Genomic DNA, 23,883 nt, shown 5'->3' with positions numbered 1-23,883 from the left:
GGGGCCGTCGGCTTCTGCGCTCCGCCCCGCCCCGCCCCGCCAGAAATCCGCCCCTCCGAATTCGATGCGCGGCCGGGCCCCGCGGGGCGGATCGAAATCCGAAGGGCGGATCGGCGCCCAGCCCGGATCGGCGGCCAGCGATCGGCGTCCAGCCGGATCGGCGCCCAGCCAGGCCCCGTCACCGCCCGACGAGAGGCCGCCTCACCACCCCTCGTACCCCGGGGCCACGGTCGCCCACGGCGCGACGGCCTCGAGCTGCCCCGACAACCGCAGCAGCAGGTCCTCGCGGGCGTAGTCGGCGACCAGCTGCACGCCCACCGGCAGTCCCCGCTCGTCGGCGCCGAGCGGCAGTGAGATCGCCGGCTGACCCGACAGGTTGAACATGCCCGTGCACGCCGAGTACGCCGACGACCGCGTCCACATCGCGCCCGGGTCGGTGACGTCCAGGTAGCCCAGCTCTGGGGTCGTGGAGGGCAGCGTCGGCAGCATCAGCACGTCCACGCCGCCGGGCCCGAACAGCTCGGCCACGCGCCAGCCGGTCCGGGTGGCGGTCTGCAACGCTCGGGCCACGTCAGGTGCGGAGTGAGTCATGGCGTTGTCGAGGATCACCCGCGTCCAGGGCTCGATGTCGTCGTCGTCGAGGTCCCTTCCCAGCGCGGCGAGGCGCGCGTCGACGGTCGCCCGCAGCTGGGCGCCCATGATGACACCCACGGCGGACATCGCCTCCAGCACGTCGACGCCCAGCTCGACCTCCCGCACCTCGTGGCCGAGCCCGGTGAGCAGCCCGGCGGTGTGGTCGACGACGGCGGTGCACGCGGCGTCGGTGGGGAACGGCCCGGGCGCGACCCGCAGCATCCCCACCCGGAGACGACCCGGGTCGGCGCCGACCTCCTCGAGGAACGGCCGCGGCGGCGTGGGCGCACCGTAGGCGTCGCCCGGGCGGTGGCCGGCCACGGCGTCGAGCAGCGCGGCGCTGTCGCGGACGGTGGTGGTCAGGGCGTGGTGGTAGGACAACGGCGAGGCCAGTGCGTCGGGGTGCGGCCACGTGGGGACGCGTCCGCGGCTGGGTTTGAGGCCGACCAGTCCGCACATCGCGGCGGGGATGCGGATGGAGCCGCCGCCGTCGGTGCCGTGCGCGACCGGCACCATGCCCGAGGCGACCGCCGCCGCCGACCCGCCGCTCGACCCGCCGGTGGAGTACCCCGTGTCCCACGGGTTGCGGCACGGGCCGTGCAGCAGCGACTCGGTGGTGGTGGACTTGCCCATCTCGGGCACGTTCGTCGTGCCGAGCACCACCATCCCGGCCGCCTTGTAGCGCTGCACGACGGTGCTGTCCACGTCCGCGACGACGTCGGCGAGCAGCCGGGAACCGTCGGCGGCGGGCAGCCCGGCCACATCGGTGCCGAGCGCCTTGATGACGATCGGCACCCCTCGCAGCGGGCCGTCGGGAAGCCCCGCCTCCACCTCGGCGCGCGCGGCGTCGAAGCGGGTCGCGACCATGGCGTTGAGCTCCGGGTCGAGGCGCTCGATGCGGGTGATGGCCTCCTCCAGCACCTCGGCGGCGCTCGTGGCGCCGGCGCGGATGTCGCCGGCCAGGGCGAGCGCGTCGCGAGTCGGGGTGGGGGTGTCGGTCACGGGGTGGCCTTTCGTGGGCGCGGGGATGGTGGGACGACGACGAGAACGACGACGACGAGGTCAGCCCCAGCGGGACTGGCCGCCGTCCAACGGGATGGTCGCACCGCTCAGATACGAGGCCTCGCCGGAGCACAGCCAGGCGACGGGCCGGCCGATGTCGGCGAGGGGGTCGCCCACCCGGCCGGCTGGGATGCCGGCGACGAACTCGGCGGCCTCCTCCGGGTTGTTCTCCATCCACCAGTCGAGCCCGGGGCTGTGGGCGTGCGGGGCAACGTTGAGCGCGCGGATGCCCTCGGCTGCCCACTCGTAGGCGGCGGCGCGGGTGAGGGCTCGGACGGCCTCCTTGACCGCGGAGTAGATGCCGTAGTTGGCGGCGTCCCAGCGCACGGCGGCGGAGGTGACGAGGTTGATGATCGTGCCGCCTCCGCGCTTCGCCATCTCGGGCCGGGCGAGCTTCATCAGGGTCAGCGAGACGCGGGGGCCGCCCTCGAAGGCCTTGCGGAAGTCGTCGTCGGGGTAGTCGGACAGCGGCAGGGGCATGGCCATGTTGGCGTTGTTGACGAGGATGTCCACCCCGCCGAGGCGCTCTACGGCTGTGGCGATGATCTGTTCCGGTGCACCGTCGGTGACGATGTCGGCGGCGAGGCACTCGGCGGTGCCGCCGGCGGAGCGGATCTCCTCGGCGACGCGTTCGAGCTTGTGCATCTTGCGGCCGACCAGGAGGACGGCCGCGCCGGACTCGGCGAGGCCGAGTGAGATGCCACGGCCGACGCCCTGGCCGCCGCCGGTGACGATCGCGACCTTGCCGGCCAGCCGGTTGTCGCGGTCGGCTCCCGGCTGAGCGGTGGTGCCCGGCTGAGCGGTGGTGCCCGGCTGGGCGCCCGCCGCGGGCGTGGTCTGGGTGGGGTTCTCGGTCATGGGGTCCTCCGTGGTTGATCTGGATGTCGGCGAGCGGTGATCACGCCGTGACGATGGTGAGCAGGCCGGCGACCACCACGAGGGCGATCACGGCCGAGCGGAACACGTGGGTGGGCAGGCGTTGAGCGATCGCGATACCCAGCTGGTTGGCCGACACCCCGGCGACGGTGCACACCAGGAGAAGTGGTGCCAGGCCCGGCAGGTCGATGCCGGTTCCGGTCCACAGCAGCGTCAGCGAGACGACGCTGGTGACGACGAAGTAGCCCGCGAGGTCGGCGATGAACGCCAGGGGCGGGAGTCTGGCCCTGCCGAGCAGGAGTACGACGGGCGGCCCGTTGAGCGAGGTGGTGGTGGACAGGTAGCCGCCGATCGCCCCGACCGTGGCCGTGACGAGCGCCGAGGGCGGGCGGGCGTGGTGGGTGGTGGGCAGCGCCATCGCGAGGCCGCACAGGACGGTGATGGCGCCGGCGGCCGGCTGGAGGTGCTGCTCGGGCAGCAGGCCCAGTGTCCGTACGCCCAGCCACGCCCCCGGCACGCTGGCCGCGCCGAGGACCGCTACGCATCGCCAGGTGATGTGTCGGCGCAACTGCACGGAGACGCCGACCCGTGTGACCAGCGCGACCACCAGGTTGACAGCCACGGTCTCCGGCAATCCGATCCCCGCCGTGAGCATGAGCGGGGTGGCGATGAGCGCGGTTCCGAAGCCGGTGGCCCCGCCGATCACCGAGGCGGCCGCGACGCACAGCGCCGCGATGACGATCAGGCCCACACGTCACCTGCTCGTGCCGTCACGTCGCGTCGGCGGGTGCGAGGTGGTTGTCGTTGAGCTGGAAGCTGGGCACGTCCTTGAGGTTGATCATCGCCTCGTAGGTGCGCTTGTAACCGGTCTTCGTGATCATCCAGCGGCCGTCGATGCGCGCGTAGTTGTCGGAGTAGAACGCGCTGCCGAAGATCATCGTGTCGAAGGCGGGCACGATCACCCGGTCCTGCAGGTACCAGCGGCCCGTGGCGGTGTCACCGTCGACCTCGATCTCCGGGTGGTGGGCCTGGTGTTCGGTGATGACGTCGTCGGTCATCTGGCCCTGCAACCCTGTGACCACCTCGTCGCGACCGGTGTAGGACAGCCGCTTGCCGTAGGACGCGGTGACGTCGGGCGCCAGCGTCTGGGCGAGCTCGTCCCACAGCCGCAGGTCGACGCAGCGCAGGTAGCGGTACTTGAGTGATTTGATGGCGTCGATGTCGTCGCGGCGGTCGGGAGTGCTCATCGCGGGCCTTTCGGAAGGGGTCGGGGCGCGCGTGTCGCGCGCACAGCAGAGACTGTAGTCAATTGTGTACAGTTCGGGAATGGAAACCGGGAAGAATGCCGTCGGAGGCGCGTCGGGCGCCCGGAACGGCGACGACAACCGCCGCGACGACGACAACCGCGACGACGACAACGAGGGCAGCCCGTCCCCCACACGCCCGACCGGCCGCGACGAGGTCCGCTCGGCCGTCATGCGGGAGGCCCGCCGGTTGCTGTCCGAGCGCGGTCCGAACGTCCCGCTGCGCGATATCGCCGATGCGGCGCAGGTCAATCTCGGTCTGATCCACCGCCACATTGGCCGCAAGGACGCGCTGCTCACCGAGGTGATGCAGGACGCCGTGCGCTACGGCGCCGCCCGCCTGGAGAATCTCGACGACGCGGGCGAGGCCGTCCGCGGGATGCTTCTCGGCGCCTCGTCGCACCCGGAGATCAGCCGACTGCTCGCGTGGCTGGCCCTGGACCGGGAGGCGGCGTTCCCGCCGATGGTCGATCCCTCGCAGCGGCCGGCCGCCGCCCTGCGCCGCATGACCTCTCCACCTCCCGCCGGTGATGTCGAGCTGCTGCTGGTCTTCACCGCCGTGTACGGCTGGCCCGTGCTGCGGGGGGCACTGCTGGACGCGCTCGACATCCCCGAGGCCGACCGCGACGGCATCGACGAACGCCTCGCGGACCTGCTGGCCCGCGTCGTCACCGGCGCGGCCGGATCCGACCGGTAGCCCGGACGCCGGCCCGGGGACCCCGTGTCAGGCGTCTGCCGGGCCGGGCTGCTCCCAGGCGGCCGGGCCGGGTTGCTCCGAGGCGGCGGGCACCGGCTCGGTCGGCCCCTGGTCGAGACGGAACGGCGGGTACTCGTCGCGCAGGAGCAGGACGTACGAGGCGACGCGGCAGACCCAGCGGTTGAGGCCGACGTTCAGCGCGAACAGCCCCGGCGGGTAGCGCCCGGTGAACAGCAGGCCGATCGCGGCGATGAGGACCAGCAGTCCCAGCAGGGTGAAGCCTGCGCTGACCCCGCCGGTGTCGGTCGAGGCGTTGGCGGCCACCGAACCGCCGCCGGTGATGATCCCGACGATCAGCAGGTGCGGGATGACCAGCAGCCACCACTTGACCAGCACCAGTCCCCGCGACAGGTGCTCGGGGTAGACGATCTCCAGGTCGGCGGGATAGTCGACCCGACCGAGCGCGAACGGCGGGTAGCGGTCGGTCCCCAGGGCGGCGTACGCGTAGAAGCCGACCCGCCAGTGCCAGCGCATCGCCCCCTCGGTGAAGGTGAACCACGAGCGTGGGTAACGGCCGGTGAACAGGATCGTCAGGCCCGCGGCCACGGTCACGACGACTGTCGCGAAGCCGAGGATCGCCAGGACGAGGTAGTGCGGGATGGCGAGCAGCCACTTGATCAGCCACAGCCCGCGGGAGACGCCCGGGTCCAGGTGCCCGGTCAGCCGCAGCGGGTCAGGGCCTGTGACAGCGCCCGCCGCACCCCCGGCCGGGTCACGGCGATCCACGTCGCGCCCCAGTCCGGCCGCGCCGAACAGGATCAGTGGGATTCCCAGCGCGAGGGCGACGAGACCGGCGATGAAGGTGCCGGGATTGGCCAATCCGAAGAGCTCGGTGTGCGCTCCGGCCTGCACGTCTACCCATACCGGACGACTGCCGTCCCCGTTCATCACCACGATCACCCAGGTGCCGGACTCCGGGGTCACGGTGAGCGTCTGCTGCGCGGAACCGATGGTGGAGTGCTCCCAGAACCCCTCCTCGGCCGGAGGTCCGGGCACCCGCGTACCGGGGATCTCGTCGAGGTCGTCGGAGGGAGTCGAACTGGTCGACCAACCCGCGGTGTCGACCCCGTAACCCTCGGCCCAGGGGTCCGCCCCGAACACCGCGTGCGGCACATCGCGGAGGTATCGGTCGACGTCCTCGACGGACGCGATCCCCAGGAACACCCGCTGGCCCGGGATCACGGGGGTCGCGCGGACCTGGACGCTGATCACGTCCTCGGCGTCGATCGACCCCAGGGTGCCCTCACCCTCCCCGAGGTCCACGGTGAACGGAGCGGTCACGATCGCGTTGCCGACCGATCGGAACTCCTCGGTATCGGTGTAGGCGTACCGCCCGTCCCGTTGTGAGTTCTCGGCGGCGGTGAGGAAAATGCCCGCTGCGCTCAGCGCCAGGCCGAGCGAGGTGAGCAGCACGCCCACGACGAGCATGACCCAGTTGAGTGGACGGGTCCCCCGTTCCGATGGGGCCGGGGTCGCCGTGCCGGGGGTCGAGTAGCGGTCGGACGGAGAGGGTTGCGGAGCACCCATTGTGATTCCTCGGATGTAGGCATCACAGCCCGCACCGGGATCGGCGGAGCCGCTGAGAAATAACTATATAGTTATTTAGCGAGTACGGCGGTACCGATTGGGTCTCGTTTTGCCGACGTCGCCTCACCCACCCCACGAGGTTCCCCGACCTGCACCACTCGCCGCCGGGGTCCGTCACCGACCCCGGGCCGGGAACTGCCCTAGGGTGGCGGGGTGATCCGCCGACTCGTCTCCCGCCTCTACTGGTTCTTCAGTCGTTGGGAACTGTCGACCCGACCGGCTCCGGATCGACCGACGGTGCTGCTGGGCGCACCCCACACGTCCAACTGGGACTTCGTGTTGATGCTCGGCATCGCCTGGCGACTGGGCCTCGATATCCACTGGCTGGGCAAGTCCAGCCTCTTCACCGGGTGGCGTGGGCCGATCATGCGGGCACTCGGAGGGGTCCCCGTCGATCGGGCGAACCCTGCCCGGGTCGTCGAGGACATGGTCCGGCAGGTCGACGCGGGAGAGACGTTCGGCCTGGTCGTCACCCCGGATGGCACCCGCAGCGGCCACACGCACTGGAAATCGGGTTTCTACAGGATCGCCCGGGAGACGGGCCTGCCGGTGACGTTGGGTTACGTGGACCGCACCACGATGACGACCGGGCTGGGCCCGACGATCGACCTGACCGGTGACGTGGCGGCGGACATGGACCGGATCCGGGCCTTCTACTCGGACAAGGCCGGGTTCCATCCCGACAAGCGGGTGGAGCCGCGCCTGGTGGACGAGAGTCGGACGGCGACCCCGGACGCCGGGCTGCCGCAGGAGCAGTTCGACTCCTGAGATTCCGCTCGCGCCCGTCCGTGCGCGACACTGGTGACGTGGACGGCCTGCGCGTGACCCCGGGGCCCGGCGCGCCCCGTGGCCTCATGGTGCCGGCGGCGGAACTGATCGAGCGGTTCTCGCGCTCGTCCGGGCCCGGCGGCCAGCACGTCAACACGGCCGATTCGCGGGTGCAGCTGAGCATCGACCTGGGCACCACGACGGCGTTGGACGAGGTCCAGCGTGAACGGGTACTGCGCGCTCTCGCCCCGAGGCTGTCCGGCACGGTGCTCACCGTGAGCGCCGAGGAGCACCGGTCGCAGCGCCGCAACCGCGCGGCGGCTCGGCAGCGCCTCGAGGAGTTGTTACGCGAAGCGGTGGCGCCGCCGGTCGCCAGGCGTCCGACCCGACCCACCCGCGGTTCGCAGCGGCGGCGTGTCCAGCATGAACGCCGCCGGGCCGAGGTCAAGCGCAACCGCAGACGCCCCGGCCTCGACTGACACGAGCCGGAACGCAGGAACGAGTCAGCGCTGCGGCCCGGCCAGCCCCGTCGCGGGGAGCGAGACGAACCCGCGGGTGAACGGCGAGAGCGCTCGCACCGCCGAGCCCCGGTCGACCCCCACCGTCGGGTGCGCGACGTAGAGCTCCTCCACCGCGATCCGGGCCTGGAGGCGAGCGAAGTGCGAACCGATGCAGAAGTGCGGGCCGCGGGCGAACCCCAGGTGCCCGGCGATCTCGCGGGTGATGTCGAGTTGCTCGGCGGTGGGACCGAACTCGCGCTCATCGCGATTGGCCGAGCCGTAGAGCATCATCACCTTCTCCCCCGCCGGGATCGTCGTCCCGCCGACGGCCACCTCGCGGGCGGTCGTCCGCGCGAGCGCCTGCACGCTCGACTCGAAGCGCAGGCACTCCGAGAGCGCCCCGGGGATCAACCCGGGGTCGGCCGCGAGCATCTCCCGCTGCCGCGGATGGGAGTCGAGCAGCGCGACTGTGTGCGAGATGAGGTTGCCGGTGGTGTCGTTGCCGCCGGCGACGATGACAAAGCAGAAGCCGAGGATGTCCCAGTCGTCCAGCCGCTCGCCCTCGATCTCGGCCAGCGTCAGTGCGGAGATGAGGTCGTCGCCCGGGCGGGCCCGTCGCTCGGCGATGAGCTCACCGAAGTAGCCGAACATCTCCGCCACCGCGTCCACCGCCCCGCCCTCGAGACCAGCCGGGCGGAATCCCTCCTCCTGCAGGGTCGTCAGCGCGCTGACCCACGGGCCGAACAGCGGGCGGTCCGCTGCCGGCAGGTCGAACAGGTGGGCCAGCACGAATGTCGGGATCTGCGCGCTGAAGTCGCGGTGGAGATCGACCACCTCGTCGTCGTCGTACCTCTGGGCCATCTCCGCCAGCCGCCCCCGGACGAACTCGCGGATCCGCGGTTCGGTCGCGGCGACGCGCTTCGGGGAGAACGCCTTGGCCAGCAGCCGCCGTTTCCCGGAGTGCTCGGGCGGGTCCATCATGACGATCGTCGGCGCGAGGCCCAGCTTCTCGATCTCGTCGCGGTAGAAGGTCAGGCCGCTCGCGGAGGAGAAGGTCGCGGGGTCGCACACGGCGGCATCGACGTCGGCGTAGCGCGACAGCGCCCAGAAGTCGGGCTGGGCGGCGGTTCCGTCCCCGGGGTGGAAGTGCACGGGGTCGGTCTCGCGCAGCAGACGGTAGCCGGGGTACGGATCGGCGAGGTGCGCGGGGTCGAACGGGTCGAACGTGGGGGCCGTCGCCGGCTGCTGCATCATGGCGGGCTGTGTCATGGCGCGCGGGGTCATGGCGCCATTTAACACTGACTGTTAAACAATGGGAAGGGTCGATCTAGACTCGGGACGTGCCCCGCTCCACCGCCACCCGAGGATCCGCCACCTCACCGCGTTCCACTACCACGCGTTCCACTACCCCACGCGCCACTACCCCACGCGCCACCGCCACCCGGGACGCGCTCTACCTCGCCGGGCTGCGCCGCTTCGCCTCGGACGGCTGGCGGACGGCTCGGGTCCGCGACATCGTGGCCGATGCCTGCCAGGGCAACGACTCGGCGATCAATTACCACTTCGGCGGTCGCGCGGGACTGCTCGGGGAGGTACTGCGCCGCGGGGTGTCGCGGATGGAGGACGAGCGACGCGCGGACCTGCACACGTGGGCGTCGTCGCCGCCCGACCTCGCCGAGATCGTGCGGGCGGTGGTGTCCCCGTTGGCGGACCTGTTGGACGACGACGAGGGCCGCTGGACGCTCCGGGTGATCGGCCAGCTGGGAGCGCTCGCGGAGGTGGGCCGGACTGTCAGCACCGGACCGGTCGCGGACACCGCACTGCAGGACCAGCTGGAGATGCTGGTGGCGGCCGCGACCGCGGCGTGCGGCCCGGACCTGGCCCGCCACCGGGTCCGGCAGTTCATCGTGATGCTCACCGCCGAGCTCGCGGCGCGGGCGTGCGACCCCCCGGAGGTCGGACCCGCGCACACGACGTACGTAGCCGACCTGATCGACGGGTTCGGGCGAGGGCTCGCGCGGCCCGCTCCCTGACCACGGTTGCGCAGCGCACGCCCTGAGGCGTCGAACTGTCGGCCGTGACCGGGTCGCGCCCCAGGGCGGTCGTGCGTGTCCGGGTTGCAACCGAATAGCGGCCGAACCTCTCTCGACGACGGCACCGAATCGGCGCACACTCCTAAGCATGTTAGGTAAGCCGAAACGCGATAGGGTCGCCGAACGCCGTGAGGCAACGCGCCGCGAGATCATCGACGCCGCCTGGCAGGTGGCCCGTGAGCAGGGCTTGTCCCAGCTCACCCTGCGCGACGTGGCGGCCCGCGTCGGGATGAAGGCACCGTCGCTGTACTCCCACGTGGCCTCCAAGAACGCCATCTACGACGCGATGTTCGCCCAGGCCTGGGACGAGGTCTGGGACCGCATGCGTGAGGTGGACGCGCAGAGCCCGGCGGACGCGCGCGAGTGGGTGCGTCGCTACGCCCGCGCCTACTTCGACTACTGCCTGGCCGACCCTGCCCGCTTCCAGCTGTTGAACCAGCGCACCATCCCGGGCTTCGAGCCCAGCCCCGAGGCCTACGCACCGTCCGTCCGCGTGCTCGAGGGGCTCCGCGAACGCTTCGCCCGCCTGGGCATCACCGCGGACGAGGACATCGACCTCTACGTCGCCGTGGTGCTGGGACTGGCCGACGCACAGCTCGCCAACGACCCCGGGGGCGACCGCTGGGCTCGGTTGTTCGACCGGGCCATCGACATGTACCTCCACGACGTCGGCATCCCGTTCGGCGTCGCCACCTCCCCACCGGAAGGACAGCAGCCATGACCACCACGACCGGGCGACACAGCTCGAAGCGGGCCCCCCGCCTACCGCGGCTCGAGCGGGACGTCGCAGAACGACTCGCCGCGACCGAGTACGACCGGGTCGCCGCCACCCTCGACGCGCTGAGTCCCGAGCAATGGCGTGCCCGGACCGACTGCACCGAGTGGGATGTGCGGGCGATGGCCGGGCACATGCTGGGCATGATCCAGATGCTCGCGAGCTGGCCGGAGATGCTGCGCCAACAGGTCGTCTCCGCCCGGCGCGCCAAGCGGGAGGGCCTCCTCGCGATCGACGCGCTGACCGCACTGCAGGTCGCGGAGAACGACGAACTGAGCACGGACGATCTGATCCGACAGGTCCGCCGCCTGGCCCCGAAGGCCGTGCGGCACCGTCGGCGGGCGCCGGGCCTGGTGCGCAGGCAGGTCATGGAGGACAACGGCGAATGGTGGTCGATGGGCTACCTGTTCGACGTGATCCTCACCCGCGATCCCTTCATGCACCGCGTCGACATCGCCACCGCGACAGGACTGCCCATGACCGCGACCGCGGACCACGAGGGAGTGATCGTCGACGACGTGGTGGCCGAATGGGCCGGCCGCCACGACTCGCCCTACGACCTCGAACTCACGGGCCCAGCCGGCGGACGGTGGCAACGTGGCGACGGCGCGGGCGAGCACATCGTCATGGATGCGTTCGAGTTCTGCCGCGCGCTCAGCGGCCGCACGTCGGCCGACGGACTCCTGCGGACCCAGGTCCCGTTCTGATTCGGATCCGCCCGGACCGATGGACGGAGATGGCGAGATGATCACGCCCCATCCGAATCCGACCGACGGCCTCGACGTGGAACTGCTCGCCGAGGCCATCGATGCGCGGACGTCTGCCGCGGACGTCTGCGCCCGACGTTTGCACCGCCACCGCCGCCCTGCTGAGCCGCCGGACCGGCAGCAACCTCAACGTCCTCAAGGCACAGTTGACGGCGTGCCGGACCGCCTGCGCGGCCTGCGCCGACCTGCTCGCCGCGATCGAGCGAGCCTGCGCTCGGCGAACCGCCGGTGGGCACGCGCCGCCGGCGGCCACGTGGGCTGTCAGCTGCGAGTGGTGACCTGCTCGGGCGAGAGGTCCAGGCGGCGGAGCAGCTGCGCGTTGACCGCCACCACCACCGTCGACAGCGACATGAGGATCGCGCCGACCGACATCGGCATGATGACGCCCACCGGCGCGAGCACGCCCGCGGCCAGCGGGACTGCCAGCAGGTTGTAGCCGCCCGCCCACCACAGGTTCTGCACCATCTTGCGGTAGGTCGCGTCCGAGAGCGCGGCGACCGAGACCACCGAGCGCGGGTCGTCGGAGGCGAGCACCACTCCGGCGGAGGCGATGGCCACGTCGGTGCCCGCCCCGATGGCGATGCCCACGTCAGCCTGCGTCAGCGCGGGTGCGTCGTTGACGCCGTCACCGACCATCGCCACCCGGCGGCCCTCGTCCTGTAGACGCCGGACGGTGGCGGCTTTGTCCTCGGGCCGGACGCCGGCGAAGTAGCGATCGATGCCCAGTTCGTCGGAGACGGACGCGGCCACGGCGTCGGCGTCGCCGGTGATCATCTGCACCTCGACACCGCGGTCGTGCAATGCGGCGACGGCGTCCGCGGACTCGGAGCGGACCTCGTCGACCAGCCGCAGCGCGCCCACGACACGACCGTCGACCAGCACGTGCAGGATGGTCGCGCCCTGCGTGCGCCAGTCCCCGACCGCGCCCGCGAGCGCGTCCACCTCGACCAATCCCTCTTGTTCCAGCAGGTACGGCCCGCCGACCTGGACCAGCCGGTCCTCGACGCCGGCCTGCACGCCCACCGCCGGCGACGAGCTGAAGTCCGTCGCGGCGGGCACGTCGAGCCCCTGCTCGACCGCTGCGTCGACGATCGCCCGCGCGAGCGGGTGCTCGGAGTCCGATTCCGCGGCCGCGGCCAGGCGCACCACGTCGTCCGTGGCCCACCCTGCGACCGCCTCCGCCCCGGTGACCGCGGGCGTCCCCGTGGTCAGGGTGCCGGTCTTGTCGAACAGCACCACGTCGACCGTCCGCATCCCCTCCAGGGCGAGCCGGTCGGTGATGAGCACGCCACCGCGGGCCGCGCGCTCGGTCGCGATCGACACGACCAGCGGGATCGCCAGCCCCAGTGCGTGCGGGCACGCGATCACCAGGACGGTGATGACCCGCGCGACGATCTGGTCGGGCGGGCCGACGAACCACCACACGAGGGCCGTGATCACCGCCGCGCCGAGGGCGTACCAGAACAATAATGCCGCGGCCCGGTCGGCGATCCGCTGCGCCCGCGACGACGAATTCTGCGCCTCGTCAACCAGCCGCCGGATGCCGGCCAGTGCGGTGTCGTCACCGACCGCCGTCACCCGCATCCGCACACCCGAGTCCGTCGCGACCGTTCCCGCCACTACCTGCTCGCCCTCGCCCCTGCGGACCGTGCGGGACTCGCCGGTGATCATCGACTCGTCCATGCTCGCCGAGCCCTGGGTGATCACGCCGTCCGCGGGAACTGCACCACCGGGGCGGATGATGACCTCGTCGTCGTACCTCAACTCCCCCGGTGCCACCTCCTCGACCCGGTCACCCACGACGCGTTCGGCGCGGTCCGGCAGGAGGGAGGCCAGGGAGTCGAGCGCGGACCCGGTCTGGGCGAGCGAACGCATCTCGACCCAGTGGCCGAGCAGCATGATCACCACCAGCAGCGCGAGCTCCCACCAGAATTCGAGCTCGGCGCCCAGCAGGCCCAGCGTGGCGCCCCACGAGGCCAGGAACGCCACCGTGATACCGAGGCTGATCAGCAGCATCATGCCGGGTTGCCGTGCGCGGAGCTCGTCCACGCCACCGGTCAGGAACGGGCGGCCACCCCAGACGTACATGACCGTGCCCAGCACCGGCGCGACCCACAGGCCCCAGCCCGTGACCTCGTACCCGAGCAGGTGCCCGAACATCGGGGAGAACGCGACCGTCGGGATGCCGAGCGCCAGCATGATCCAGAACAGGCGGGCGTAGAGCTGCACGTGGTGCGAGTGGTCGTGGCCGGCGTGGTCGCGGCTACCAGCCGCCGGGTGGTCGGCGTGGCCGTGGTGGGCCATCCCTCCATCCGGATCGACGTGCTCCGCAGAATCGTGTCCGTGGCTCATCGGTGTCAGCCTCCCGTAGTCGCCGCTGACCTGACCGTGTCACGGACCCACGACAACGTCCAGCACGCCGACGTGCGGCGACCGCAGAACGACCCCGCGGCGCGCACCGGAGGATCGCGGTGACGTGATCATGTCCTCGCCCCGGATTCTCCGCGTCGGCCAGCTGGACGACCAGATGTGGATCGGCCGTCAAACAAGTTCTCGGAGTTCACAGCCCACCCGACCACCCATCGTGAAGTAACGCTCACCAAACCCGCCGCGATGTTATCGCTGGGAGCAGGGGTGGTGAGGGTCTCCCGCGGTTGCACCGGCCGATCCGCGGCGGTGCCTGACGCAGGGAGACACGATGGTCGGCTTCAGGCGGTCCAAGTACAGAATCCGCCACGGTGCCGGTGATGCCGCCGTTGCACCGGACGCCTCTACCCCGGCCCACGACGCGCCCGCCTCGGGTCCCCACACGGGCTTCGGCTGGGCGGTGCTGGGAGTGGCCGCCTTGTTGGGCGTGGTCTTCCTGGTGCCGTCCGGCCTGGAGAAATCGTCCGCGGTCGTCCCGACAACCTCCAGCGACCGCGCGTCGCAGACGTCGGGTCCACAGACCTGGGTCCTCTCGTCGACCGTCGCCAGCCCGGGTCCGGCGGCGGGCGAGTCGGAGTCTCTGATCATCCGGGTCCCGGCCGGCAGTCCCACCTCGGGTCCGGGGACCGACGCGCCGACCATCGCGCGGCAACCCGCCGACCCGTCTCCCACCGCCGCGGCGCCCTCGACCAGCGCGCCCGCGCCCGCGCCGGTGCCCGCGCCCTCAACCACTGTTCCGGCGAGTGAGGCGACCTGCCCGCAGCCCACTGTGACGGGGGTCGCGCCGCGACTCGTCGACAGACTGGGTGGGGAACTCGGGTCGACATCAGGCACCGGCGACGAGGCCGGCGGGCACTGCGCGGGCTGACCGTCGCCAGCAGAGCCCGGACTCGAGCCTGCCTAGAGGCCGTAGTCGATCAGCGGCTTGCCCTGCGCGTCGACGAGCACGGTGAGGCCGCCCCCGCTCCCGCCGACCGAGCGCCACAGGTAGCAGACACCGGTGCGGGTGTCGCGCAGGATCTCCACCGTCCCGCCGAATCCCATCGACTCGGAGTGGATCTTCTCGAAACGCTTGTCCTTTTTGGCCATGAGCCCATGGTGGCACCGGCGGGGTGTGCGGGCCAAAGGTGCGACGACGACGAGGTCACCCTCCCCTGGACCGGGCTCAGGAGTCGATGTGGCGGAACAGGCCGCGGGTGGCCTCGGCGACCGCCCGGTCGGGTGCCCGGAGTTCGAACGGGATCGCGGCGGCGGGCTCGGCGTCGCGCGTGCGAGTCCGGGCCTCGGTGGTCTGCGGGCCGCGGCGTCCGCCGATCAGGTGCACGGCGACGACCATCCCCACGAACACCATGACGGTGAACAGGGCGGGCAGCATCCAGGTGGTCCGGGAGACCAGGGCCGCGCCCGCGGCGAGCTCGGCGGAGGCGACCGCGGTGGACAGCGACGACCCGAGTGTCAGCATGCCGGACCCCAGCGCGAGGACCGCGGCGGTTGCACCGAGGGCGATGGTGGCGGCCGATCTGATCGTGCGGTGGCGACGTGTGGGGACCGTGCTCATGGTGGATCTCCTGTCTCGGCGTCTACACAGGATTCGGAGACCCCCGCATACCGGATGGGTCCGGGCCGGGGACGTCGTGAGAGACGGCCGAATCGCGGCTCAGGGTGACCCTGATCCGACCCTGAGATCGGGAGTGACCGGTGTGAACGGGGTGCTGCCGGGGGCTATCTTGGAGACGTCCCCACCCGCCAGCGACCCCTCGAATCGAGTCAGCATGGACGAGCAGTACGCGCGGCGGCCGGACGGGCCGTGGACCGAGGGCCGGTACGACCCGGCTGCGACACCGGACCACTCCAGCCCGACCAAGCAGTTCCCGACCGACTCGTCGGCCACGGCGCAGTTCCCGCCCGCCGAGCGCTCCGCGCCCCTCGAGCCCCGTCGTTTCGAGGCCGAACGCTACGAACCCCGGCGGTACGAGCCCGAGCCCTACGATCCCCAGCGTTTCGCCGCCCCGCCCCACCCGGCCCAGCCCTACGCGCGTCCGGCCGAACCGTTGGCCCACGAGGGCGGGTTCCCGTACGGCATGCCGCCCGCCGCCCCCTACGGTCCGACCGCTCCGTATGGCCCCACGACGCCGTTCGGGTACGCCGATCAGTACATCCCGCAGCACCTGCACGTGGCGCCGCACCAGTTCCCGCAGGGGCCCTACCCACAGCAGTTCGGCTATCCACCCATGCAGCAGACGGTGTACGTCCACGGCGGGCAGGTCAAGCGTGTCAACCACGCGTTGCACCTGATCCTCACACTGCTGACCGCCGGGCTCTGGCTGCCGGTCTGGATCATCCTGGCGATCGCCAACTCGTAGGTCGGCTCCTGACCTTCGAGCCGCGAGGTGGCCAAGACCTCGTCAGCCGCCGGCCCGCCACCGCCCGGTGATGAGCGAGGTCAACTCCTCGACCCACTCGTCGTCGAGCGCGGCGTGCGGGCTCACCAGAATTCGGAAGATCGCCGCCCCGGCGACGACCTCGGCCAGCACCGGGAGGTGGTCGCCGCCGCGTCCGGTCTGGCCGAAGCGTGACTCGAAGGCGGGCAGGTTGCCGGCGAGCCGGGCGATCATCCGGGCGTGCAGTTCGGGGTCCGCCACCGTGTCGGCGATGAGGCCGGGCAGGGCCACTCGCACCTCGGGCCGGTCGAACAGTTTGCGGACCGTCTCGACCAGCGCACGGATGTCGGCGGCGGGCGGGTCTCCGGCGGCGGCGGGCGGGTCTCCGTCGGCGGCGAGCGGATCCCCGGCAGCGGAGTCGGCCCCGACGCCAGCGCCATCGGGTAGCTCGAACGCCGGGATCGCGTCGGCCTCCAGCACCGCCTCGTGCACCAGCTGCGCCTTGCTCGACCAGCGACGATACAACGCGGCGGTGGTCGTCCCGGCGCGCGCCGCGATGGCGGACAGCGTGAGCGCGGGATAGCCCGTCTCGAGGAGGAGCTCACGGGTCGCGGCGATGATCGCGGCGTCGATCCGACCGTCGCGCGGCCGTCCGGGCGCGGACTTCGCCGATCCGCCGCGCGCGCTGTCGCCGTCTGCTGTCATGTTCTCACCCTAGTTCCGATACGCCGCACATCGTATTCCCCGCCGTCGGCGCGAGACGCCACCACCCAGCACCCCAGGGAGAGCCCCGTGCATCTGAGCCCGCTTGACGAATACCCCATCCACCAGACGCCCGCCCCCCTGACCTGGCCGGCCACTTCGGACCGCAACTTCTACGACCGCTCCTACTTCAACGTGCTGGACCGGCAGGGCCGCTTCATGGTGCTCACCGGGATCGGCTACTACCCGCGCCTCGGCGTGAAGGACGCGTACTTCGTGGTCCGCCGCGGCGACACGCAGACGGCGGTGCGGATGAGCGATGCCATCGACGACGACCGCCTCAACCCCCAAGTCGGCGGCTACCGGCTGGCGGTGATCGAGCCGCTGCGGGAGATCCGGCTGACGCTGGAGCCGACCGAGGGCATCGCCGCAGACCTGACGTGGCGGGGCCTGTTCCCCGCCGCGCTCGAGGACCCGCACGCGATGCTCACCGACCGGCGGGTGACGCTCCAGGCGAGCCGGTTCGCCCAGGTCGGCTCGTGGGAGGGATGGATAGAGGTCGACGACGACAGGCTGGAGGTCACCCACGACTCGTCGGTGGCCGCCCGGGATCGCTCGTGGGGTATCCGCCCGGTGGGCGAGGCCGAACCGGCCGGCAGGCCCGACACGGCCTTCCGGGGCATGTGGTGGCTGTATCTCCCGCTGGCGTTCGACGACTTCCAGCTGTTCCTCATCCTGCAGGAGGACCCCGACGGCCACCGCAGTCTCTACGACTGCACCCGCCGCTGGGCCGACGGCCGGGTCGAACAGCTCGACGGCGTGCGTGTGGCCGTCGAGTACACGCCCGGCACCCGGATCCCGACGGGCGTGCGTGTGGAGTTCATGAACCGCGCGGGCGAGCAGATCCGCCTGGAGGTCGAGTCCCGGCTGTACGCGCCGATCGCGTTCGGCTCCGGCTACGGCGGCGATTCCACGTGGGCACACGGCAGTTGGAAGGGCGAGGGCTTCACCGACCGCGTGACCTTCGACCTCACGGACCCGCAGGTCATGGCCGGCGCGGCGTTCAGTCTCATCGATCACGTGGGCCACGCGGTGTGCACGGAGGCCGACGGCACCACCCGCGAGGGTGCGGGCCTGTTCGAGCACGGGGTGATCGGCCCGCATCACCCGTCCGGGTTCTCGGACTGGACCGACGGCGCGGGCGCCGACGCGGACTCGGGGGCGCACGCATGAAGGTCATGACGGCACTGTTCGCCCCCACCGACGCGGTCCGGCGCGCCGAGGCGCTCAGGGAGGCCGGGGCGTCCGGCGTCTTCACCTTCGAGGGTCCGCACGACGTGTTCACCCCCCTCGTGTTGGCCTCGCAGGTCGGCGGCCTGGACCTGATGTCCAACGTGGCGATCGCGTTCCCCCGCAATCCCATCCAGCTGGCGCACCAGGCCCACGACCTGCAGACGCTCAGCGAGGGCCGGTTCATCCTGGGCCTGGGCACGCAGATCCGGGCGCAGATCGAGAAGCGCTACGGCACCGAATTCGACCGGCCCGTCGATCGCATGACGGAACTGGTCGGCGCGCTGCGGGCCATCTTCGACACGTGGGCCACCGGCGAGCGCCTGAACTTCCGCGGCGAGTTCTACCGCCACACCCTCATGACCCCGACGTTCGTGCCGCCGCCCACCCCGTACGGCCCGCCGCCCATCTACCTCGGCGCTCTCGGCCCGCGCCTGACCCGCGCGGCTGCCGAGGTCGCCGACGGGCTGCTCGTGATGCCGTTCGGCACCACGCGATTCCTCCGCGAGCACACCATGACGAACGTGCGGGCGGGATTGGCGGCCGCCGGGCGGAGCGAGGAGGATTTCGAGGTGGTGCCCGAGGTGATCGTGTCCGTGACGGACGACAAGAGCGACGACGACGACCACATGTCCACCCGCCGACTGTTGGCGTTCTACGGCTCGACGCCCGCCTACAAGCCGGTGTTGGATGCGCACGGCTGGGGCGATCTCCAACCCGAGCTCAACGCCATGAGCAAGCAGGGGCGGTGGCAGGAGATGACCTCGCTCATCAGCGACGAGATCCTGCACACCATCGCGGCGTGTGGCACCCCGGCCGAGGTCGCCGCCCACGTGCGGGACCGCGTGGACGGCGTCGGCGACCGGGTCTGTCTCTATCAGACGGGGCCGATCGCCACCGACGCCCTCGCGCAGATCGTCGACGAGCTGGCGGGCCGGCCGTGAACACCGTCGAGTTCGAGCAGGTCACCGACGACCGCTACGGCGGCAAGGCCGCGGGTCTGGCCGAGCTCATCCGCCTGGGCCTGGACGTGCCGCCGGGGTTCGTCATCGCGGACGCGGGGGCCGACCTCGTCGTCGTCGACCTTGTGTCCCGGTGGTTCCGACGCATGGCCGACGCGGGGGCCACCCCGGTCGCGGTCCGCTCCTCGGCCGCGGGCGAGGACGGCGCGCAGCAGTCCTTCGCCGGACAGTACGACACGGTGCTGGGCGTGGACTCGGCCGCGGCGCTGGCGGAGGCGGTACGCGCGTGTGTGGCCTCGGCGGCCTCGCAGCGCGCGACGGCCTATCGCGACGCGGACTCCGGCGGCACGAACCCCGACTCCCCCGTCGCCATGCACCTCGTGGTTCAACAGATGGTGGACGCCCGCGCGGCCGGCGTCGTGTTCACCGCCGACCCCACCACGGGGCGGCGCGACCTCATGGTGATCGACGCCGTCGCCGGGTTGGGCGAGTCCCTGGTGGACGGCACCGCTTCCCCCGACCACCTCGTGCTCGATTCCGACGGAAACGTGGCGGTCCGTGAGATCGGCGAGCGTCCGGTGCTTCTCGGCGAGGACATCGAGGCCATCCGGTCCGGTGCACTGTGCGCCGAGCGGCACTGGGGCCGGCCGATGGATCTCGAGTGGGCGATCGACCGGGCGGGGCGGCTGTGGTGGCTGCAGGCGCGGCCCGTCACCACGCTGCCCGCCGACCTCGGCGGGATGGACTCGACGCTCGCCGGCGCCGACCACGTGTACACGCGCTGCAACATCGGCGAGATGATGCCGGGCGCGTACTGCCCGCTCACCGCGTCGGTGTCGGGGTATGCGATCGACCACGCTATGCAGATGATCCAGGTGGTCGCCCGCGCGCAGCCGAGTTACGAACAGCCGTGGCTGCAGGTCGGCTACTTCTCCGGGCACATGTTCCTCAACCTCACCGAGGGCACGGCGCTGAGCTCGGGGCTGCTGGGCAACTCGCTGGAGCAGTTCTCCACGTCGATCTGCGGGCGGGTGGTCGACGAGCTGGTGCCCAAGCCGCCGCAACCCTTCCTGCGGCGGCTGAGCAATACGGTGCGCTTGTCCACGTTCGCGCTGACCGCGGGGTCGGCCGTGCGGCGGCTCGGCGAGCAGATCGCCGCGTTCGAGGTACCCACCAACGACGACCCACTACAGGTGTGGGGGCAGCTCGAGGACGGGATGCGCCTGTACTGCGAGGTGACGTTGACCCATGTGCGGTCGTCGTCGCGGGCGGCGGTCGCGGCCAACGTCCTGGAGAGCGTGCTCATGCGGCGGGCCGTGGCTGCGGGCGGCAGCGAGGACGACGGCCGGGCCGAGGCCTCCCGGCTCATGGCCGGTGCGGCAGATGTGGAGAGCGCGGTCATGCTGGCCGAACTCGACGCCGTGGTGCGCGCGTTGGCGGCGGACTCCGCTGCCGCCGAGCGGTTCCTCGGCGCGGATCCCGGCGCGGCGGTCGAGGCGGTGCTCGCCTCGGCCGACGGGTGGGGCGTCGCGCTGCGGCGCTTCCTGTCCCGGCACGGCCATCGGGGCTACCGCGAGCTGTGCATCCGCGACGCGTCGTGGGCCGACGATCCCGAGGGGCTGGGCGCGATCATGCAGGTCATGGTGCGGTCCACGCTCGAGCGGCGCGGGCAGTCGTCCGAGACCGCTGCGGTTCCGGAGCCGGAGTCCCGCGCGATCCGCCAGCTGGCTCGGTTGGCCCGGGGCGGGGCGCGGGGCCGCGAGGAGACCAAGTCGAAGATGGCGCTGATGGCGCATTCGCTGAAGCGCGGTTATCGACGTCTGGGTGAGGTGCTCGCGGCGACCGGCCGGCTGCCGGATGCGGATCTGGTGTACTTCTTCGACCGGCCCGAGCTGGCGCGGATCGTCGGCGCGCCCGGCCCGGTGACCGGCGGGCTCGGCGACCACGGCTCTGACGGAGACGCGCCGGCCTCTCCGGAGTCGCTGGTCGCGCGGGCGGTCGAGCGACGGAAGGCACTGGCGTTCCAGGATGCGTTGGAGTTCGCGGACGTGTCCGTGGGCCGGCCGGTGCCGCTGATCGCTCGACCACCGCGGGAGGCTGCAGGCGGCGAGATCGTGGGCCGTCCGGCGAGCCGCGGGACGGTGGAGGGCGTGGTGCGGGTGGCCCGGTCGATCGTCGACGCCCGCGAGGTGAAGGCCGGTGAGGTCCTGGTCGCGCCCGTGACCGACGTGGGCTGGACGCCGTACTTCACGGTGATCGCCGCCCTCGTCACCGACATCGGCAGCTCCGTCTCCCACGGCGCGGTGGTCGCCCGCGAGTACGGCCTGCCGTGCGTGGTCAACACCATCGACGCCACCCGAACGCTCCGCACCGGCGACCGCGTCCGAGTGGACGGCGACCGGGGTGTGGTGACGCGGCTGGAGGGGTGAGGGGCGGCCTCTCATCCACAAGACAGTTCCGCACACCTGCCTCTCGGCCGACGTGTGCAGAACCGTCTTCGCGATGACCGTCACCTCGACACCATCGGAACGTCGCTGTGCGTTCCACCACTGGCGCCGACCACGGGAGGCTGCTAGAGGTGGAGTCACGCGCCCCTGCGTCAGGAGGAGGACGAGATGATCACCGAGGACCGCATCGACCCGGACGAGTACACCCCCGGCCCGGATTCAGTCACCGCCGCCGAGGAGTACGAGCCCGAGGTGACCGTCGACGATCCCTCCCGCGAGGCGAACCCGGCCGACGTCGCCGAGCAGGCCATCGAACTGCCCGCTGACGACGGCGACACGGAGGATGACGACGACGAGGTCGCCTGACTGCGCGAAGGGTCGAATGTTTTCATTGCCGGGCGTACGGTCCGGGGACATGACATCCCTTCGAGCTCGTCTGGTGATGGCTGGACTGCGGGCGCGCCGCAGCAAGCGCTTCTATTCGGACCCGGATTCAATGCGGCAGTCGCTGCCCGAGGCGCAGAATCCACACAAGACCGTTCCCCCGCCGAAGCGGACCAAGGGCCTGTCGGTGCGTACTGAACAGGTCGGCGGGTACGGCTGCCACGTCTTCTCGCCGGAGGACCCCACCAAGCGCTCTGACACGTTCATCCTGCATCTGCACGGCGGGGCGTTCGTCTCGGAACCCGATAACCACCATTGGGACTTCGTGCGTGACGTAGTGCTGAGCACGGGCGCGACGATCGCGTTCCCGATGTACCCGTTGGCGACGAGGGCGGGACACAAAGAGATCCGTGACTGCGCGATGGCAGCATACGATCGCTTTCTCGCAGACCACCCGGGACACCGGTTCGTGTTCGGCGACTCAGCCGGCGGCGCGTTGGCGGTGTACCTCACGGAGACCCTGCAACGGCGGGGGGACAGCCTGCCGACAGCCCTGGTGCTGCTCTCGCCATGGCTGGACATGGAGGTGTCGGACCGGCGGTCGGAACAGATCGATCCGGACGACCCCGAGCTCGACATCGACGGGCTGCGCCTGGCCGGCGAGTGGTACGCGGCGGGGGACGATCCGACCGCGCCGGAGATCAGCCCCGTCTACGCCGACTACTCGCGATTCCCTCCGCTGCAGATCTTCACCGGAACCCGCGACATCCTCAACCCGGACGCGCACAGGGCCCGGGCCGCGGCCACACGCAGCGGCGTAGACGTGGAGTTCCACGAATACCCGGGCATGTTCCACAACTGGACCATGCAGCCGATCCCGGAGGGAGACCGCGCCCGCCGTCAGCTGTACGCGTTCCTCGCTCGCCACCAGAGCTGAGTCGCGCTATTCTGACCCCACCAGAAGGGGAGTATCCCTCACGCGCTTCGTCGTCATTCCGGCCCTCGGGCCCGGCGGAGCGGGCCGGACCGGCCGGGAGAGACCTTCGATCATCCACTGATCGAAAGGTCCTCGATAATGCACACCCCTCTTTGGATCTGGCTCGCGGTCATCGCGTTCATCGTCGTGATGCTGGCCATCGACCTCGTCGCCCACCGCAAGGCCCACGTCATCGGCGTGAAGGAAGCCGCGGCGTGGTCGGCGGTCTGGATCGCGCTCGGCGTCGGCTTCGGCGCGATCGTCTGGGCGGTCTGGGGCGCGGACTTCGGCCAGCAGTACTTCGCCGGGTACCTCATCGAGAAATCTCTGGCCGTGGACAACGTCTTCGTCTGGGCGATCATCTTCGCCCACTTCGCGGTGCCCGCCGAGTTCCAGCACCGGGTCCTGTTCCTCGGAGTGTTGGGCGCGCTGGTGTTCCGCGGCATCTTCATCGCGGGCGGCGCGCTGCTCATCCAGAACTTCTCGTGGATCCTGTACATCTTCGCCGCGTTCCTGCTGTACACGGGCTTCCGCATGATCCGCCAGCGCGACGAGCACCTCAACCCGGACCAGTCCCGAATTCTCGGGGCGTTCCGCCGGCTGGTGCCCATCACGGACACCTTCCACGGTCAGCGACTGCTGGTCCGCAAGGGCGGGTTGATCATGGCCACTCCCCTGCTGGCCGTGCTGGTGCTGGTCGAGACGACGGATGTGGTCTTCGCCGTCGACTCCATTCCCGCCATCTTCGCCGTCACCGACGAGGTGTTCCTGGTCTTCACGGCCAACGCGTTCGCGATCCTCGGGCTGCGCGCGATGTACTTCCTGCTCGCCGATCTGGTCCACCGCTTCGTGTACCTCAAGATCGGGCTGGCGCTGGTGCTGATGTGGGTGGGTGTGAAGATGCTTCTCAAGATCGACGTCTTCTACATCCCGACCCCCATCTCGCTGGCCGTCATCGCGACGATCCTCACCGTGTCGGTCGTGGCGAGCCTGCGGGCGACGCGCGGTCAGGAACGTCAGAGCCTGCCGACGCCGGCCGACCCACCGTTCCGCGTCGCCACCGCCGAGGAGGACGCCCAGCTCGAACCGCTGTTCCGTCTCGGACGCGAACACTCCTCTGCTTCCCGTGACGCCTTATAACTTCCTGCCAACGGGAGTATGGTCGGCCGTATCGCCGGTGACCGTCGTCACT

Annotated in this window: 25 protein-coding genes; 15 read left to right on the top strand and 10 right to left on the bottom strand. The window is 71.1% G+C overall.

All coding sequences use genetic code 11. The annotated features are described in order from the left end of the window. Positions 1-201: 201 nt before the first annotated feature. The 4 genes from AC3DE3_RS16610 to AC3DE3_RS16595 are packed head-to-tail and all read right to left on the bottom strand — an operon-like array spanning position 202 to position 3,818. Complete coding sequence (locus tag AC3DE3_RS16610) at positions 202-1,635, bottom strand: amidase (RefSeq protein ID WP_488370746.1); 1,434 nt, start codon at positions 1,633-1,635, stop codon at positions 202-204. A gap of 60 nt (positions 1,636-1,695) precedes the next feature. Further along, entirely contained in the window at positions 1,696-2,553 is an 858-nt protein-coding gene (locus tag AC3DE3_RS16605; protein WP_488370745.1) for an SDR family NAD(P)-dependent oxidoreductase, read from the bottom strand. A gap of 40 nt (positions 2,554-2,593) precedes the next feature. Next, entirely contained in the window at positions 2,594-3,322 is a 729-nt protein-coding gene (locus AC3DE3_RS16600) for a sulfite exporter TauE/SafE family protein (protein WP_488370744.1), read from the bottom strand. Between the two features lie 19 nt (positions 3,323-3,341). Continuing rightward, positions 3,342-3,818 (bottom strand): nuclear transport factor 2 family protein, encoded by a 477-nt coding sequence (locus tag AC3DE3_RS16595; protein ID WP_256820360.1) that lies wholly within the window; start codon positions 3,816-3,818, stop codon positions 3,342-3,344. Positions 3,819-3,897: 79 nt separating this feature from the next. Between AC3DE3_RS16595 and AC3DE3_RS16590 the strand changes: the two genes are divergently transcribed. Beyond that, positions 3,898-4,572 (top strand): TetR/AcrR family transcriptional regulator, encoded by a 675-nt coding sequence (locus AC3DE3_RS16590; protein ID WP_260488618.1) that lies wholly within the window; start codon positions 3,898-3,900, stop codon positions 4,570-4,572. 27 nt (positions 4,573-4,599) lie between these two features. On the opposite strand, the gene AC3DE3_RS16585 is transcribed toward AC3DE3_RS16590, so the two are convergent. Continuing rightward, on the bottom strand, positions 4,600-6,159 hold the full coding sequence (locus tag AC3DE3_RS16585; RefSeq protein ID WP_488370743.1) for a DUF4389 domain-containing protein: 1,560 nt from the start codon (positions 6,157-6,159) through the stop codon (positions 4,600-4,602). A gap of 213 nt (positions 6,160-6,372) precedes the next feature. Here AC3DE3_RS16585 and AC3DE3_RS16580 point away from each other — a divergent pair, with 213 nt between their 5' ends. Further along, positions 6,373-6,987 carry a 1-acyl-sn-glycerol-3-phosphate acyltransferase gene (locus AC3DE3_RS16580; RefSeq protein WP_260488620.1) on the top strand — a complete coding sequence of 205 codons (615 nt, stop codon included), beginning with the start codon at positions 6,373-6,375 and terminating at the stop codon, positions 6,985-6,987. A gap of 38 nt (positions 6,988-7,025) precedes the next feature. After that, on the top strand, positions 7,026-7,466 hold the full coding sequence (arfB, locus tag AC3DE3_RS16575) for an alternative ribosome rescue aminoacyl-tRNA hydrolase ArfB (protein WP_260488621.1): 441 nt from the start codon (positions 7,026-7,028) through the stop codon (positions 7,464-7,466). A gap of 24 nt (positions 7,467-7,490) precedes the next feature. Here the strand turns inward: arfB and AC3DE3_RS16570 are convergent, their stop codons facing one another. Then, a complete protein-coding gene (locus tag AC3DE3_RS16570; protein ID WP_488370742.1) occupies positions 7,491-8,756 on the bottom strand; it encodes a cytochrome P450 in 1,266 nt (421 codons plus the stop codon). Between the two features lie 71 nt (positions 8,757-8,827). Here AC3DE3_RS16570 and AC3DE3_RS16565 point away from each other — a divergent pair, with 71 nt between their 5' ends. From AC3DE3_RS16565 to AC3DE3_RS16550, 4 genes are all read left to right on the top strand, one after another. After that, a complete protein-coding gene (locus tag AC3DE3_RS16565; protein WP_488370741.1) occupies positions 8,828-9,520 on the top strand; it encodes a TetR/AcrR family transcriptional regulator in 693 nt (230 codons plus the stop codon). 148 nt (positions 9,521-9,668) lie between these two features. Then, a complete protein-coding gene (locus AC3DE3_RS16560) occupies positions 9,669-10,301 on the top strand; it encodes a TetR/AcrR family transcriptional regulator (protein ID WP_260488624.1) in 633 nt (210 codons plus the stop codon). Continuing rightward, a complete protein-coding gene (locus AC3DE3_RS16555) occupies positions 10,298-11,062 on the top strand; it encodes a maleylpyruvate isomerase family mycothiol-dependent enzyme (RefSeq protein WP_488370739.1) in 765 nt (254 codons plus the stop codon). Before AC3DE3_RS16560 ends, AC3DE3_RS16555 begins: the two co-directional genes overlap by 4 nt. A gap of 101 nt (positions 11,063-11,163) precedes the next feature. After that, complete coding sequence (locus tag AC3DE3_RS16550) at positions 11,164-11,400, top strand: hypothetical protein (RefSeq protein WP_488370737.1); 237 nt, start codon at positions 11,164-11,166, stop codon at positions 11,398-11,400. Here the strand turns inward: AC3DE3_RS16550 and AC3DE3_RS16545 are convergent. Then, positions 11,384-13,474 carry a heavy metal translocating P-type ATPase gene (locus AC3DE3_RS16545; RefSeq protein ID WP_488370736.1) on the bottom strand — a complete coding sequence of 697 codons (2,091 nt, stop codon included), beginning with the start codon at positions 13,472-13,474 and terminating at the stop codon, positions 11,384-11,386. The two genes, AC3DE3_RS16550 and AC3DE3_RS16545, sit on opposite strands and share 17 nt — an antisense overlap. 346 nt (positions 13,475-13,820) lie before the next feature. Here AC3DE3_RS16545 and AC3DE3_RS16540 point away from each other — a divergent pair, with 346 nt between their 5' ends. Beyond that, positions 13,821-14,417 (top strand): hypothetical protein, encoded by a 597-nt coding sequence (locus AC3DE3_RS16540; RefSeq protein ID WP_488370735.1) that lies wholly within the window; start codon positions 13,821-13,823, stop codon positions 14,415-14,417. Positions 14,418-14,449: 32 nt separating this feature from the next. On the opposite strand, the gene AC3DE3_RS16535 is transcribed toward AC3DE3_RS16540, so the two are convergent. Then, the gene (locus AC3DE3_RS16535; protein WP_260488628.1) at positions 14,450-14,638 is read right to left on the bottom strand and encodes a DUF6440 family protein; all 189 of its coding nucleotides are present in this window, start codon (positions 14,636-14,638) and stop codon (positions 14,450-14,452) included. A 76-nt stretch (positions 14,639-14,714) separates the two neighbouring features. Further along, entirely contained in the window at positions 14,715-15,107 is a 393-nt protein-coding gene (locus AC3DE3_RS16530) for a hypothetical protein (RefSeq protein ID WP_488370734.1), read from the bottom strand. Positions 15,108-15,321: 214 nt separating this feature from the next. On the opposite strand from AC3DE3_RS16530, the gene AC3DE3_RS16525 reads away from it, so the two are divergent. After that, positions 15,322-15,912: a hypothetical protein gene (locus tag AC3DE3_RS16525; RefSeq protein WP_488370733.1), complete on the top strand. Its 591-nt coding sequence runs from the start codon at positions 15,322-15,324 to the stop codon at positions 15,910-15,912. Positions 15,913-15,954: 42 nt separating this feature from the next. On the opposite strand, the gene AC3DE3_RS16520 is transcribed toward AC3DE3_RS16525, so the two are convergent. Further along, the gene (locus AC3DE3_RS16520) at positions 15,955-16,635 is read right to left on the bottom strand and encodes a TetR family transcriptional regulator (RefSeq protein WP_488370732.1); all 681 of its coding nucleotides are present in this window, start codon (positions 16,633-16,635) and stop codon (positions 15,955-15,957) included. A gap of 87 nt (positions 16,636-16,722) precedes the next feature. On the opposite strand from AC3DE3_RS16520, the gene AC3DE3_RS16515 reads away from it, so the two are divergent. From AC3DE3_RS16515 to AC3DE3_RS16490, 6 genes are all read left to right on the top strand, one after another. Continuing rightward, a complete protein-coding gene (locus AC3DE3_RS16515) occupies positions 16,723-17,865 on the top strand; it encodes an Rv3169 family protein (RefSeq protein WP_488370731.1) in 1,143 nt (380 codons plus the stop codon). Beyond that, complete coding sequence (locus AC3DE3_RS16510) at positions 17,862-18,866, top strand: TIGR03617 family F420-dependent LLM class oxidoreductase (RefSeq protein WP_488370729.1); 1,005 nt, start codon at positions 17,862-17,864, stop codon at positions 18,864-18,866. The genes AC3DE3_RS16515 and AC3DE3_RS16510 overlap by 4 nt, the downstream gene beginning before the upstream one ends. Beyond that, positions 18,863-21,313, top strand: a complete 2,451-nt coding sequence (locus AC3DE3_RS16505) for a PEP/pyruvate-binding domain-containing protein (protein ID WP_488370728.1) — start codon at positions 18,863-18,865, stop codon at positions 21,311-21,313. The genes AC3DE3_RS16510 and AC3DE3_RS16505 overlap by 4 nt, the downstream gene beginning before the upstream one ends. Positions 21,314-21,499: 186 nt before the next feature. After that, positions 21,500-21,697, top strand: coding sequence for a hypothetical protein (locus AC3DE3_RS16500; RefSeq protein ID WP_069390455.1), 198 nt, complete (start codon positions 21,500-21,502; stop codon positions 21,695-21,697). Between the two features lie 49 nt (positions 21,698-21,746). Continuing rightward, a complete protein-coding gene (locus AC3DE3_RS16495) occupies positions 21,747-22,652 on the top strand; it encodes an alpha/beta hydrolase (protein WP_488370727.1) in 906 nt (301 codons plus the stop codon). A gap of 138 nt (positions 22,653-22,790) precedes the next feature. Beyond that, a complete protein-coding gene (locus AC3DE3_RS16490; protein ID WP_488370726.1) occupies positions 22,791-23,831 on the top strand; it encodes a TerC family protein in 1,041 nt (346 codons plus the stop codon). The last annotated feature ends 52 nt before the right edge of the window (positions 23,832-23,883 follow it).

The organism is Dietzia sp. IBK-p2-16D (genome assembly GCF_057773085.1).
This window is presented reverse-complemented; position numbering and strand designations above follow the sequence as displayed.